Origin of the sequence: Bacillus cereus group sp. BfR-BA-01347 (genome assembly GCF_022663835.1) — a bacterium.
In the GTDB taxonomy this organism is placed as follows: domain Bacteria; phylum Bacillota; class Bacilli; order Bacillales; family Bacillaceae_G; genus Bacillus_A; species Bacillus_A thuringiensis_K.
On sequence record NZ_JAKUGG010000013.1, the window covers coordinates 1 to 15,165 of the forward strand.

A 15,165-nucleotide genomic window follows, 5' to 3' on the forward strand; every position below is an offset into this window, starting at 1 on the left:
CTACAATTGTGTGCGAATTCAAGAAAAATTAAACCACCTATCCCCTAAAGAATTTAGGGAACAAGTGGTTTAGGTGTTTTGATTGGTGTCCCCTTTTCGGGGGTCACTTCAATAGCAGTCAGCTTTTTTATTATTTTACATAGTTTTCTTTAACAACTGTTGCACAACGCTCACATAATGTTTCATGTTCAGTATCTTTACCAATTGTTTCTGAAACTACCCAACAACGTTCACATATTTCACCAGTTGCTTGGGCAACAACAACCGCTGTATGTTCATACTTCGGTGCATCTGCTGGCGCTTCATCCATCATACCACCAAGTTTATACTCAGAAACGATGAATAATTGCTTTAAGTCTTCGCTAATAGACTCCAACATAACTTTCATTTCTGCAGTTGGATATAGTGTAATGCTTGCATTTAATGACTTACCGATTACTTTTTCATTACGAGCTACTTCTAGTGCTTTTAACACGTCATCACGTAATGTCATAAATGCATCCCATTTTGTTTTTAACGCTTCCGCGTCATCTAATTGTACAGCTTCTGGCATATCAGTTAATTGTACACTTTCTTCTGTTACGCCTGGAATATATGGCCATACTTCATCAGCTGTATGCGGTAAGATTGGTGTTACAAGTTTCGTTAACGCAACAAGAACATCATATAATACAGTTTGAATTGCACGACGATCTTCGTGGTTTGCACCTTCAATGTATAAAATGTCTTTTGCAAAGTCTAAATAGAATGAACTTAAATCAATTGTACAGAAGTTATGAATTGCATGATACACAGCAGCGAAGTCGTATGTCTCATATGCTTCTTTAACTTTTGTAATTAAGTCATTTAATTTCACTAACATGTAACGATCTACTTCACGAAGTTCAGCTACAGCTACTGCATTTTCACTTGGATTAAAGTCGTCTAAGTTTCCTAATAAGAAACGGAATGTGTTACGGATTTTACGATACACTTCTGCTACTTGTTTTAAAATATCATCTGAAATACGTACGTCAGATTGATAGTCAACAGAAGATACCCATAAGCGTAAAATGTCTCCACCTAATTGATCCATAATTTTCTTCGGTACGACGATGTTTCCAATCGACTTACTCATTTTACGTCCTTCACCGTCTAGTACGAAACCGTGGCTTAATACGCCTTTATATGGTGCTTTACCTGTTACAGCAACTGCTGTTGATAATGAAGAGTTAAACCAACCACGATACTGGTCAGATCCTTCTAAATATAAATCAGCTGGACGCTGTAAATCTTCGCGCTCTTCTAATACCGCTTGGTGAGAAGAACCTGAATCGAACCATACATCCATGATGTCTGTTTCTTTACGGAATTCGCCATTTGGGCTACCCGGATGTGTAAACCCTTCTGGTAATAGATCTTTCGCTTCACGCTCGAACCATACGTTAGAACCGTGTTCACGGAATAAATCTGCTACATGGTTAATTGTTTCATCCGTAATAATTGGATCACCATTCTCAGCATAGAATACCGGAATTGGCACACCCCATGCACGCTGACGAGAAATACACCAGTCACCACGGTCACGAACCATATTATGAAGACGAGTTTCTCCCCATGCTGGTACCCATTTTGTTTCCGCTACAGCTTCTATTAATTCTTTACGGAATGCTTCAATAGACGCAAACCACTGTGCTGTCGCACGGAAAATAATTGGTTTTTTCGTTCTCCAATCATGTGGGTATGAATGTGTAATGAATGTTAGTTTCAGTAACGCGCCTACTTCTTCTAATTTTTCTGTAATTGGTTTGTTAGCTTTATCATAGAATAAGCCTTCAAATCCAGGTGCTTCATTTGTTAACACACCTTTATCATCGACTGGGCAAAGTACTTCTAATCCATACTTTTTACCAACAACGAAGTCATCTTCCCCGTGTCCTGGTGCTGTATGAACACAACCTGTACCTGCATCTGTTGTTACGTGATCTCCTAGCATAACTAATGAATCACGATCGTAGAATGGGTGTTTTGCAACTGTGTACTCAAGTTCGCTACCTTTTACTGTTTTCACAACTTCAGCATTTTCCCACTCTAACGTTTTTGCAACTGTCTCAAACAGCTCAGAAGCAATGATATATTTCTCATCATTTACTTTTACAATGCTATATTCAAGCTCTGGGTGAACAGAAATACCTAAGTTTGCAGGTAATGTCCAAGGTGTTGTTGTCCAAATGATGTACTTTTCATCACCTTCTAATACGTTCTTTCCATCTTTTACAGGGAATGCTACGTAAATAGATGCTGATTTTTTATCTTGATATTCAATTTCAGCTTCCGCTAAAGCAGATTCACTCGTTGGAGACCAGTAAACTGGTTTTTGACCTTTATAGATATAACCTTTTTTCGCCATGTCACCAAACACTTTAATTTGTTGTGCTTCATAAGCTGGCTCTAAAGTAATATATGGATTATCCCAATCTGCACGTACACCTAGACGCTTAAATTGTTCACGTTGACGTTCTACTTGTTCATATGCATACTCTGCACATAACTTACGGAACTCAGCAACTGTCATTTCTTTACGTTTTACACCTTTATTTGTTAAAGCTTGTTCAATTGGTAAACCGTGCGTATCCCATCCTGGAACATATGGTGCACTAAAACCAGTCATTGATTTATAACGAACAATAAAGTCTTTTAATACTTTATTTAATGCATGTCCCATATGAATGTCACCATTCGCATATGGAGGTCCATCATGCAATACAAATAAAGGACGACCTTTTGTATGTTCTTGTACTTTTTCGTAAATATTCATTTCAGCCCATTTTTCTTGCATTGCAGGCTCACGTTTTGGTAAATTCCCACGCATTGGGAACTCAGTTTTTGGCATCAGTAATGTATTTTTGTACTCCATGCTCAATTCCTCCTTACATGTATAAAAGAAATACTTAAAAAACAGAATAAAAAAGAGACCTTCTCATCCCAAAAAGGGACGAGAAAGTCTCCCGCGGTACCACCCTAGTAGATCATATACATATGTATAGAATCCTCTTTATATTCTTAACGCGAATACACGCCTACGCTTACTCTATTTGTTCAGCGCGGAACTCCAGGGTGATATTCCCACTATCTCCTTATCCTGAGCTTACACCATCCTCAGTTCGCTATATAAGGTTTGAAAAGGTACTTATCCCTATCTTCGTTTTTCTTAATAAATATGTTGTTTAAAATTATATGTAATAATGAGAAAAACGTCAAGCTTACACTGTTTCTTCTTTTTTCAACAGTTCATCTACTTCGTCTTCTAATTCAATTAGTTTATCCCAATCATCGTTGTTTAACATCTCAAGCTGTGTTTCTAATAACATACGGAAACGAGTTCGGAATACTTTCGCTTGTTTCTTTAGCTCTTCAATATCAAAAGCAACTTTTCTTGATTTTACTAATGCTTCGTTAATAATACGATCAGCATTCTTTTCAGCTTCACGCACAATTAATTTCGCTTCTTTTTGCGCATTACGTTTTACTTCTTCCGCTGCTTCTTGTGCAACAACGATAGATTTGTTTAACGTATCTTCAATATTAGAGAAATGATCTAACTTCCCTTCTAACTGCGCAACTTTTTCTTCTAAAGCTTTTTTCTCACGAATGACCAATTCATAATCTTTGATAATTTGATCAAGAAACTCATTTACTTGATCTTCATCATAGCCACGGAATCCGCGACCAAATTCTTTGTTATGAATATCTAATGGTGTTAACGGCACAACGCCACCTCCAAGTAGTTATCTAAATTTCCTCTTTCAATTATATCTTTTCTTCGACAAAATAGGAGGATTTCCTTCTAAAAAACCAATCATTTTAGTATACCATACAAAATTCTCCATTTGTCGCGTTTTGTTCTACCTTCTACAGAAAATAATTTACTTCGGCCATATCCTCTAACAGAAAAAACATCTCCTGGATAACATTCATACGAAGTTTGCTCCACTGTTTTCCAATTGACTTTTACTAAACCATTTTTTATGAAAGGTTGTACTTTCTGTCTAGATAAATGTAACATTTCAGCTAACATAACATCTAAACGAAGTGAAGAAACCGTTCCAGATTTCTCTCCCCACGTTTCATGTATCTGTAGAATTTTTTCTCCTTGCACTGACGCTAAAGAGACTTTTACTTTCCCTATTGATTGTAAGTTCATCTCAATATACGATACAATTTCTTTCGCAACTACAATTTGGGCACGATTTTCTTGCAGCAAAATATCACCACATTTTTCTCTTGTTAAACCAAGAGACATAAATGTACCTAATATTTGCCTATGTTCTAGCGTATAAAACTTGGAAGGATAGTCAATTTCTAATACTTCTACTTGAAATTCTTCTTCATTTAATTCTAGATAGTCTGGATAAATAAGTGCTCTTTTACGCTCTGCATTAGGCGTTGCACCACCAAATTGCACAGCAACATCACCTTGTCCTATTACCATAGAAACAATTTGTTGTTGCCTAGGATCAAGAAAATCCGTTAACTTCACTTGATGGTACTCCGCCGCTCGCTTCCACTCTAGCACTTTATCCACAAAGACCTCCTCATCAGGCCTAAAATGTTCGTAGATGCTCATGTATTTACCTTCTTACTATAAGAAATAGCTTAATAAACTGAACAAACCAGTTTTAGCAAGTTTCAACGCAAAGATTGCAACGATTGGAGAAATATCAATCATTCCAAGCGGCGGAATAAAGCGGCGGAATGGTTCTAAATACGGTTCACAAATACGTGCCAGGAACTCTCCAAAAGATGATTCCTTTGCACCAGGAAACCATGATAGGAGAATGTAAATAATAAGTGCCCACGAGTAAATCTCGATAGCATAACTTAACACTATAAAAACTGTTGTCATGGCGTATTACCACCTCTTTATATTTGTTTCTTCTTCTTCACCGAATAACTCTGAAATTGCACCAACAATATCTACATTTTCAGGTGTACACATAAATGTTTTCGGTCCTATTTTTTGAATGTCCCCGCCTATAGCGTATACAGTACCACTTAAAAAGTCAACGATACGCACCGCTTGATCAGTAGACATTCTCTGCAAATTAATTACAACAGCTCGTCTACCTTTTAAGTGGTCCGCAATCCCTTGCGCTTCCGAATATGTGCGTGGTTCTAATAAAACAACTTTTGAAGATTGTTTTGCTGTTTCAATACTAACAACATTTTGCTTCGGTTGTGCTTTCGGAAACGTAACGTCTTGTTGTTCTGGTGGATCTTGCTGCTTTTTCATGTCTGTTTGCTCCTTTTCATAACCATATTGAGCTGCTTCTTTTTCTTCCGGTGTATCAAAAAAGAAGTATTTTACTTTTGACCAACTCATAATAAGATTCTCCTTCCTTTTACGCTTTTCCTACTAAAATCGTTCCCAAACGAATATATGTAGCCCCTTCTTCAATTGCAATCGTGTAATCGTTGGACATTCCCATTGATAATTCTTTACATGGCGCATGTAATAACTCTAGCTCCTGCACCTCTGTTTGCAGCATACGTAATTCCTTAAAACAGCGTCTGATTTCTTCCTCTTCTTCTGTAAATGGAGCCATCGTCATTAGTCCAACCACTTCAATTTTATCGAATTCTTGCAAACTTTGAATAAAAGAAACAACCTCTTCTATTGCCAATCCTTGCTTCGATTCTTCAGATGAGGTTTTCACTTGAATAAAGCATTTTACTTTCTTATCAGCACGTTTCTGAATTTCTTTCGCCAGGGAAAGACGATCTAACGAATGTAAATAATCAATTTCATTAATAATTTCTTTTACTTTTCTCGTTTGTAATGAGCCAATAAAGTGCCAATTAACTTTTGAACCGAAATGCTCGTATTTCTGTAAGAAACCTTCATTTCTATTTTCACCTAAATCGATAATTCCAGCTTCAATTACTTCGTTTGTTTTTTCAATCCCTACAGTTTTTGTAACTGCAACAAGTTTAATATCTTGCAACGAACGTCCAGCTCGAGCGCAAGATTCTTTAATAGCTTCGTTTACAATTACTAAATTTTCTTGTACTGTCACTTGCTTCCTTCCTCCTTAAAACCTATGAAACTCAACATTCTTCCTGTCTTACCTTGATCACGACGATGAGAGAAAAATAGTTGCTCTTCACAGCTTGTACAAAGAGATGACATTACAATATGCTCTTCTTTTATGCCTGCTTGTACACATAATATACGATTAATTTCTTTTAAATTAATTGCGTACTGCCCGTCAGAAATTTTTTGATGAGGAACAGCACCGCTAACTACTTCCTGTGCTGCTGTTAATACACGATCATCCACAACATAACAACAAGATCCGATCGACGGCCCAATTGCAACATGAATTTCATCACTTGAAATACCTTCTGCATCCCACTTTTGAATCATTTCCTTTGCAATCTCTTGTACAGTGCCTTTCCATCCAGCATGCGCAAGTCCTATCATACCATGTGATGGTGCATAAAAATAGAGCGGAACACAATCCGCGTAACAAGACGTTAACAGAACATCTTCATTACTCGTATAAATGCCATCTGTTTTTGAAATGCCGTCCTCATATGAATAGACGCCACTTCCCTTTTCCTGTTGCCCTACTTTTTCAACATGATGAGCATGAACTTGTTCAGAGCAAATCCAGTTTTCTAATGGTTTTTGTAACTTATTTGCTAAAATGCGTCTGTTTTCATGAACGTTCTCCACGATATCATTCACATGTAATCCTAAATTCATCGTATGAAAGGAGCCCGTACTTATCCCACCATCTTTTGTCGTAAATCCAGCAGTAATGTTTCCAAGTTCTTTCCACGCTTGTAAATACAGTATACCGTCCACATATTTAAATGGTTCTCTCATAATAAAGCGGCTCCTTTTAATTAAAATAACAGAAAAAAGCATGGTACTTCCTGTCTATTTTACCATACTTTTATTTTTTCATAATCCTAACAGAAAAAAAAGAGGAATTTGTAATATTCTTTATGAAATTGTCGGTGTTTGTATTGATTCTGTTACAGTATTAACAGGATTTACTCTTACAAGTATGACATCCTCTCCAATCTTCACAATTTCCTTCCAAGGAATTACAATCTCAACATCTTTTCCAAAAATACCTAGCATACGTGTCTGTTTGGAAATAATAACAGAACAAACTTTCCCTGTGTTCATATCAATTTCAATATCTCCAATATTCCCAATCCTTTTTCCATCTGAAATATTTATAACATCCTTCATCTGTAACTCTGAAATTCGTATCACCATTTTTATCCTCTCCCTTATATGACGAATTGGAAACTGTTTCTCATATTTACAGGAAGCCACCTATACGAAACACCATACTAGTTTCATTATATGAACACTAATCCCCTACTATGAGCACAAACTATATTACATATAAAAAGGTCTCACCATAATTGGTGAGACCTTATCCTTGAATCGTTTTATTCATTTGTTTAATGGCTGACTTCTCTAAACGTGATACTTGCGCTTGCGAAATCCCAATTTCTTCTGCAACTTCCATCTGTGTCTTTCCTTGGAAGAAACGTTTTCTAATAATCATTTTCTCTCTATCATTTAAACGCTTCATTCCTTCTTTCAATGCTAATTCTTCAACCCACTGCTCGTCCTTTTGTTTTTCATCACTTAACTGATCCATAACAAAGATAGGATCTCCTCCATCATTATAAATTGGTTCAAATAATGAAACTGGGTCTTGAATCGCATCTAAAGCAAATACTATCTCTTCATGAGTTACTTCTAGCACTTTTGCAATATCCATTGCTGTTGGTTCTTTTGAATTTTCTGCAATCAACTTTTCTCTTACTTGCAAAGCTTTATACGCAATATCTCGCAATGAGCGCGATACGCGAATCGGATTATTATCACGCAAATATCTGCGTATTTCCCCAATAATCATCGGCACAGCATACGTTGAAAATTTTACATTTTGGCCTAAATCAAAATTATCAATTGATTTCATAAGTCCGATGCAACCAACTTGAAATAAATCGTCAACATATTCTCCTCTGTTATTAAATCTTTGGATGACGCTCAGTACAAGACGTAAGTTTCCATTCACTAATTTTTCTCTTGCGCTTATCTCTCCACTTTGCATTTCACGAAATAATTTACGCATCTCTTCATTTTTTAATACTGGAAGTTTAGCTGTATCAACACCGCAAATTTCTACTTTGTTTCTCGTCAAAGTGTTCCCTCCTATCGGGAGTTGCTGTACAGTGTAAAGTATTTCCTTTGAAGGGGATTTTATGCATGTGGTTTTTTCACGATTTGTTATTTAAATTATCTTTCCTAATACAACTAAATAGAATAAGACCAGCCTACATAACGGCTGGTCTTATTCTTTACACCATTTTATTAAATTCTTTTCGTAATCTTTTTATAATTCTTTTTTCTAAACGCGAAATGTATGACTGTGAAATCCCAAGCATATCAGCCACATCTTTTTGCGTCTTTTCCTCTCCTCCAGCAAGCCCAAACCGAAGTTCCATAATTTGTTTTTCACGATCATTTAATTGGTGTAATGCTTTCATTAAAAGGTGACGATCTACAGTAGCTTCTAAATCTTTTGTAATAATATCATCATCTGTACCTAACACGTCAGACAATAACAGTTCATTCCCATCCCAATCAATGTTTAGCGGTTCATCAAAAGAAACTTCCGAACGATTTTTGTTATTTCGACGTAAATGCATTAAAATTTCATTTTCTATACAACGAGATGCATATGTTGCTAATTTTATTTTCTTTTCCGGATTAAATGTATTTACAGCTTTAATAAGGCCGATTGTTCCTATACTAATCAAATCTTCAATATTTATCCCTGTATTTTCAAACTTTCTTGCTATATATACAACGAGCCTTAAGTTACGTTCAATGAGTAATGACCTTGCTGCCTGATCTCCTTTTGGCAATTTATTCAAAAGAACTTCCTCTTCTTCTTTTGTTAACGGTGGTGGCAACGCTTCGCTTCCACCAATATAATAAATTTCATCGGTCTTAATTCCTAATTTCAGCAATACTTTATACCAAAGGTATACTAAATAAAATTTTAATTTCATCATATTATCCCGCCTCTCATTATTAAGCGATCACCATTTTTTGTGAAATCAACATTTTTGGATGCACAATACATTGATACTCCCCATTAGTAGACAGCTGTTGTGTATTTAATCCAATTAATACTTTGTTTACAACAATAGAACTACCTTCATGGTCAACTTGCACACTGTCAGGCTTAATTGCCCACAAAAATTGACTCTCTACTCCTACTGCACGGAAAGGAATTAAGCGTAATTTGGTCGCCCAACCAGAATCATTTTCTGGTATTTGAGGAATTTCTGTTTTGGAATAAATTTGCTCTGTTAACCAAGATGGTAAGCAATGTTCTAATGATGAAACATGCATAATCATAACGGGTGTTTTGGTTAATGGGTCGTAAAGTTGGTTCCCACTGTCAATAAGGCCTGCCAGTTCTAGTTCTTCTTCGGCTAATTGAATTTTTACTTTCACAATTTGATCATAGTGTATTTTCGTGACCTCTACGCTTTCAATACGCTTTTTAGAAAAATAATAAATTACTGGAAAACCAAAAATAACAAATAACCAACTAATTGGATCACCGTAAGAAATTGACTGAGATTGAACCAATCCATTTACCATTTCATTCGTTTGCAAAAAGAAATGAGTTCCAATTAATCCTCCGCCAACCATAAAGGTTACAAAGTAAAAAGTAAAAACAGTTTGTGCATAATCTCTAAATGTTGTAAACCCAAATGCTGTATACACAATAAGTAACGAGTACAGTAGTTTCATAATTGGATGTGTCATCATAGAAGCAAAAGGAGTAAAGGCAAAAATAACAATAGTTGAACCTATAAATGCCCCTAGCACAAGCCTCCATCTTTTGATTTTCTTTTTTAACACGGTAGCTGTTAATAAAAGCAAAAGAAAATCAATGCAGGCGTTTAACAACCAAACAACGTCGGCGTAAACAACCAAACAATTCACCTCTTTTTTCAAGTTGAGACTAGTATAATGCATATCCAATAGGAAAGTGTGTCAATTTGCGGAGGTGTTTTTTTGTTATTTTGTGATTTCTAGACATAATCTGTCGGTAAAAAATAAAAGTACAAATTCATAGAATGATATACTCTTATTTTCACCAACAAAATATATTGAAATATACGAAATAAAAAAAGACCTGCTTAGCAGGTCTTTTCCATTTAAAAAACAAAAAAGGAGCATGAAAGCTCCTTTTTTTATCGTCTACGACGGTTACGTAAAAATGCTGGAATATCGATATCATCTGAATCTGAATGACGCTCATGTACAACTGGCTCTTCACGCTTCATTTCGCGTTTTACTTCACGCTGTTTTGAAGGTTGAGCTACTGGTTGTTGCTGTTGTTGCGTGTGGTTCGCATTCGGACGGATAATTGGTTTTGGTGGTTGAGTTGCAATGCTATCATCAAAACCAGTTGCAATTACAGTTACAACGATATCATCTTTTAATCCTTCGTTAATAACAGAACCGAAGATCATATTTACTTCTGGATCTGAAGCTGAAGCTACGATATCTGCCGCTTCTTGTACTTCATATAAGCTTAAGTTAGCGCCACCCGTAATGTTCATGATAACACCTTGAGCTCCATCAATAGATGTTTCTAGTAATGGACTTGAAATCGCTTTTTTCGCAGCTTCTGCAGCACGATTTTCCCCGTTACCAGAACCAATACCCATTAAAGCAGAACCTCTATTAGACATAATTGTCTTTACGTCTGCAAAGTCTAAGTTAATTAAACCTGGCGTTGCAATTAAATCCGAAATACCTTGAACACCTTGACGTAATACGTTATCAGCTTCACGGAATGCTTCTAACATTGGCGTATTTTTATCAACAATCTCTAATAAGCGATCATTTGGAATTACAATAAGAGTATCTACATTTTCTTTAAATGCTGCAATACCAGATGCTGCTTGCGTCGCACGCTTACGTCCTTCAAAAGTAAATGGACGTGTTACAACACCAACTGTTAAAGCACCTAATTCTTTTGCAACTTGAGCAACAACTGGAGCTGCACCAGTTCCAGTTCCACCGCCCATACCAGCAGTTACGAAGACCATATCCGCACCACGAAGTGCTTCTTGGATCTGTTCTTTACTTTCTTCTGCAGCTTTTTTCCCTACTTCAGGGTTTGCACCTGCACCAAGTCCACGCGTTAATTTTCCACCAATTTGCATTTTTGTTTCAGCTTTTGATAGATTTAATGCTTGTGCATCAGTGTTCACAGCGATAAAGTCTACACCTTGTACACCGTGTTCAATCATACGGTTTACAGCATTGTTTCCGCCACCGCCGACACCGATAACTTTTATATTCGCTAATTGATCTTGAGTAGTATCAAACTCTAACATGTCGAAATCCCCCTAGAACCTCATTTTTCGTGTCCAATTTTAATCCCATAAATAACGGAATACACGTTTTACTTTTGACATCATGCGGTCATCATTTTGATTATTATTGTTTTGATTACGAGTTTTTTGTTTCGCGGGTTGCTGTTGTACCGGCGTTGGTGCTGGTGCTGGTACTGGTTCAAAATGCTCTTGCTTTTCCTGCACATTTTTCCCACGTAATTTAGCTTTTTGATAAGAATGTTTAATTAATCCAACTCCACTTGTATATTGGGGCTCACGCACACCAATATAATCAGGAGTTGCTACACGAACATTTTCATGTAAAATATCATATGCAAGATCAAGAACACCTGGCATAGAAGCAATTCCGCCAGTTAGTACATAACCAGAAGCCACTTGCTTTACTCCTAACTTACGCACTTCATCTTGAACAAACATTAAAATTTCCTCTACACGAGCCTCTATTATATCCGATAATTCCAACTGAGAATATTGTTCTGTTTGGTCGCTTCCCATAATAGGAACCGTAAACATCTCTTCTTCAGATGCTGTATCATAAAAAGCATGTCCATATTTCAACTTAATTTGATCTGCATTTTCTGTTGAAGTTTTCAACCCAATCGCAATATCTTTCGTTATATGGTCTCCACCTAATGGTAATACGCTCGTCGCTTGTAACTCTCCATCTTTAAAAATAGATAAAGTTGTAGATCCTCCCCCCATATCAACAAGGGCTACTCCTCTATTTTTTTCATCTGAAGATATAGCAACTGTTGCAGCCGCTAAAGGTTGAAGACAAATATCAACAATTTCAAGACCTGCTTTTTCTACACAACGAAGTAGGTTATGTAGTAAAGTTCTCGAGCCTGTAATAAGTGTACCTTCCATTTCTAATCTTACACCGATCATCCCGCGTGGATCGTTAATCTCGTCAAGACCGTCTACGATGAACTGTCGAGGTACCACATCAATAAACTCACGTTCTGGAGCAATTGACACAACTTGTGCTGCATCTAGAACGCGTAAGACATCTTCATTCCCGATTTCACGATCTTCATTTGAAACAGCGACTACTCCGTGACAAGGAAGTAGCTGTACCTGGTTTGCATTGACACCTACTACAACTTGCTCAATGTGGATTCCCACCATGCGCTCAGCTTGTTCAATTGCTTTTTTAATTGATCGAACAGTCTCATCTATATCAACTATCGATCCCTTCTTTAAACCATTTGATTTTACATTTCCAACACCAATAATGTTTAAGCTGTCATTAACCATTTCACCAATGATGACTTTAACATTGGATGTACCGATGTCAAGACTAACATATATTTCATTGCTGTTCATTCTTTGGCACCTCCTTCTTTATTTATACCATACAACTCAATATATGGAACAACAATCGCAACTTTACTATTTATAAGAAAAATATTCAACGTCTTTATACGTTTCCCTTTTTTAACCCTATATTTTTCTTATTTTTATTTAGCATTCAATTAAGAATATCGCAGTAAACTATGAATAACTGCTTATCTTGAAATAATTCTATTTCGAGTGTAAAGTTTACCGCCAAGTATAAGTCTACACTAAGATGTACTCATAGAAAAGTGAAACTTGTACCAATACTAGTATGAATCTAAGAATTTTTACATATTTTTCATCAAATGAACCATTCTTCTAAATTCATATACATATAACAGAACATTCGTTCTGTTTTTTTCTGCTATAACCAACGAAAACTACCATTCTATTCTTTTTTTTCTTCCACACCTAATTCTTTCGTATATGCACCTACTTCTAAGTCAATTAATACCTTCTTACCTGGCTCAATTGTTTTTAAAATAAGCGGATAGGTTTCCATACGTTTTGCGAAATTTCGAATCGTAGTGCTCACTTCATAACCCTCATTCATATATAAAGTAAGATGATCTTCATTCGCATTCGTTGGTGAATAGCGAATTTCCGAAATAGATTTTAAAATAGCTGGTGTTAATTTTTCTAGTTCAGTGATTAACTCCTTCATTTTCTCTTCTTTAAAAGGTTCAAAAATCGGTGCTGCAACAGGAAGTTTTCCATTAGGTAGTACATCAAGCGTTTTTCCATTCTCTAATAACGGTTGTAATTTTCCCTCTTTATTTATATAACCAATCGTTAAATATTCTTCGATATGAATATCAATCTTGTTTGGAAAACGTTTTTTTACATTTACTGCTTTAATTTCTTTTCGCTTCGTTAAGTTTTCTTCAGCTTTATGTGCTGTCACTCGGAAATAACTTGTATCATATGTCACGCCCGAATCCTTCATTACTTGTTCATCCGTCATATAGTGATTTCCAAACACACTAATCTTTTTTATATTACTAAGCGGAGACCGAAAATAAATTAAAAAGAGCACTAATAAAAATAAAATTGATATGTATAAAATCAATCGATGATTAACATTTTTTTTGTTTTTTTTCTTTTGATTTTTCAATTTTGGTACACGATCTTGTAGTTTAATCACTTTACTATTATTCATGTACGATCCCCCTATGTAACATAAAGAACGGCATGTTCCTCATGCCGTTCTTATCTTCTTATTATAACATAAATGATAATGAGCGGAATGAATAACCGTTATCTTCCAATGATTTCTACTTCTGTGTGCATATCTACATCAAATTTATCCTTAATTGTATGTTTTATTAATTCAATTAAGGACAATACATCTTGCGCTGAAGCTCCCCCGGTATTAACAATAAAATTGCCATGCATTTCAGAAATTTGAGCTCCACCAATCCTATAACCACGAAGCCCTGCTTTTTCTACTAAATCTCCTGCAAAATGTGGGATTGGATTCCGAAATACACTTCCTGCACACGGATAATTCCATGGTTGCGTTTCACGGCGGTAATCTTTATTATTTTGCATGCTACGTACAATTTCTTCACGTTTTCCCGCCTGTAATTGAAACTCCGCCTCTAAAACAATACCAGGACGTTTCGTTTGCAATACAGATGCCCGATAAGAAAACTCCAGTTCTCTATTCGTTAACCAGTCAATTGTACCGTCTTCAAACAGAATGAGAGCCTTCGATAATACACTCGATATATCTGATTTATGTGCACCTGCATTCATATATACTGCACCACCGACACTTCCTGGAATACCGCTTGCAAACTCCAATCCAGCTAACCCTTGACGACTAAGTAAAGTTGACAATTTAATAAGAGGATATCCACTACCAACTCTTACCTTATGTTTTTCGACCTCTAAGTGATCTAATCCTTCTCCTAAACGAATAACAACACCTTCTATGCCTTGATCAGATACAAGAAGGTTTGAACCGCGCCCAATTACAGTCCACTTCGTTTTGTATTGCTTTACTAACTGTAATGTTTTTTCAATACCGGCTACATGCTTTGGCACAATTAAAATATCCGCTGGTCCACCTATTTTCATAGTTGTATAACGTGCTAACGACTCGTTAACTAAAACACGACCAACGTCTGCTTCTATAAGCTCATTTACTAATTGTTCCATAGACAATCTCCCCCATATTAAGTCTCCTTATGACAATAATATGCAGGGCGTTCACCTAACGTTATCCCTCTATTTACGGGCAGTACGACTCCTAAATCAAAATTCGGTAGAAACAAAGAAAGTAGGCGGAATCGGGATGCCCGTAAATATCCGATTAGTGAAGGGTAATAATCAATGAGAGAGAATCACTCCCCACTG

The 15,165-nt window shown here is 36.2% G+C and carries 16 protein-coding genes and 1 other annotated feature; of the genes, 1 reads left to right on the forward strand and 15 read right to left on the reverse strand.

Annotated elements, in window-relative coordinates; translation table 11 throughout:
* Positions 1-73, forward strand: a 73-nt coding sequence (locus MR143_RS33470) for an IS3 family transposase (protein ID WP_326245104.1), incomplete at its 5' end; no start/stop codon positions are given.
* Between the two features lie 57 nt (positions 74-130).
* Here MR143_RS33470 and ileS2 read toward each other — a convergent pair.
* The 15 genes from ileS2 to murB form a co-directional block, all read right to left on the reverse strand.
* Entirely contained in the window at positions 131-2,896 is a 2,766-nt protein-coding gene (gene ileS2, locus MR143_RS18620; RefSeq protein WP_000455955.1) for an isoleucine--tRNA ligase, read from the reverse strand.
* A gap of 71 nt (positions 2,897-2,967) precedes the next feature.
* Positions 2,968-3,191: a binding site (T-box leader), on the reverse strand.
* A gap of 51 nt (positions 3,192-3,242) precedes the next feature.
* Entirely contained in the window at positions 3,243-3,749 is a 507-nt protein-coding gene (gene divIVA, locus MR143_RS18625; RefSeq protein ID WP_001131611.1) for a septum site-determining protein DivIVA, read from the reverse strand.
* An 89-nt stretch (positions 3,750-3,838) separates the two neighbouring features.
* Positions 3,839-4,606 carry a YlmH family RNA-binding protein gene (locus MR143_RS18630; protein WP_002164155.1) on the reverse strand — a complete coding sequence of 256 codons (768 nt, stop codon included), beginning with the start codon at positions 4,604-4,606 and terminating at the stop codon, positions 3,839-3,841.
* Positions 4,607-4,621: 15 nt separating this feature from the next.
* Positions 4,622-4,885, reverse strand: coding sequence for a YggT family protein (locus tag MR143_RS18635; protein ID WP_000214233.1), 264 nt, complete (start codon positions 4,883-4,885; stop codon positions 4,622-4,624).
* 6 nt (positions 4,886-4,891) lie between these two features.
* Entirely contained in the window at positions 4,892-5,362 is a 471-nt protein-coding gene (locus MR143_RS18640; protein ID WP_000119129.1) for a cell division protein SepF, read from the reverse strand.
* Between the two features lie 19 nt (positions 5,363-5,381).
* Complete coding sequence (locus MR143_RS18645) at positions 5,382-6,056, reverse strand: YggS family pyridoxal phosphate-dependent enzyme (RefSeq protein WP_000218005.1); 675 nt, start codon at positions 6,054-6,056, stop codon at positions 5,382-5,384.
* Positions 6,053-6,871, reverse strand: coding sequence for a peptidoglycan editing factor PgeF (gene pgeF / locus MR143_RS18650; RefSeq protein WP_001209016.1), 819 nt, complete (start codon positions 6,869-6,871; stop codon positions 6,053-6,055). The genes MR143_RS18645 and pgeF overlap by 4 nt, the downstream gene beginning before the upstream one ends.
* A gap of 120 nt (positions 6,872-6,991) precedes the next feature.
* Positions 6,992-7,273 carry a YlmC/YmxH family sporulation protein gene (locus tag MR143_RS18655; RefSeq protein ID WP_000236748.1) on the reverse strand — a complete coding sequence of 94 codons (282 nt, stop codon included), beginning with the start codon at positions 7,271-7,273 and terminating at the stop codon, positions 6,992-6,994.
* A 163-nt stretch (positions 7,274-7,436) separates the two neighbouring features.
* The gene (gene sigG / locus MR143_RS18660) at positions 7,437-8,216 is read right to left on the reverse strand and encodes an RNA polymerase sporulation sigma factor SigG (protein WP_000197755.1); all 780 of its coding nucleotides are present in this window, start codon (positions 8,214-8,216) and stop codon (positions 7,437-7,439) included.
* Between the two features lie 157 nt (positions 8,217-8,373).
* Positions 8,374-9,093: an RNA polymerase sporulation sigma factor SigE gene (gene sigE, locus MR143_RS18665; protein WP_000976948.1), complete on the reverse strand. Its 720-nt coding sequence runs from the start codon at positions 9,091-9,093 to the stop codon at positions 8,374-8,376.
* A gap of 19 nt (positions 9,094-9,112) precedes the next feature.
* Positions 9,113-10,030, reverse strand: coding sequence for a sigma-E processing peptidase SpoIIGA (spoIIGA, locus tag MR143_RS18670; RefSeq protein ID WP_000261972.1), 918 nt, complete (start codon positions 10,028-10,030; stop codon positions 9,113-9,115).
* 260 nt (positions 10,031-10,290) lie between these two features.
* A complete protein-coding gene (gene ftsZ, locus MR143_RS18675) occupies positions 10,291-11,445 on the reverse strand; it encodes a cell division protein FtsZ (RefSeq protein ID WP_000888984.1) in 1,155 nt (384 codons plus the stop codon).
* A gap of 39 nt (positions 11,446-11,484) precedes the next feature.
* A complete protein-coding gene (ftsA, locus tag MR143_RS18680) occupies positions 11,485-12,792 on the reverse strand; it encodes a cell division protein FtsA (RefSeq protein ID WP_001087557.1) in 1,308 nt (435 codons plus the stop codon).
* Positions 12,793-13,192: 400 nt separating this feature from the next.
* Positions 13,193-13,963, reverse strand: coding sequence for a cell division protein DivIB (gene divIB / locus MR143_RS18685; protein WP_001065790.1), 771 nt, complete (start codon positions 13,961-13,963; stop codon positions 13,193-13,195).
* Between the two features lie 98 nt (positions 13,964-14,061).
* Positions 14,062-14,967: a UDP-N-acetylmuramate dehydrogenase gene (gene murB, locus MR143_RS18690; protein ID WP_000437029.1), complete on the reverse strand. Its 906-nt coding sequence runs from the start codon at positions 14,965-14,967 to the stop codon at positions 14,062-14,064.
* Positions 14,968-15,165: the final 198 nt, after the last annotated feature.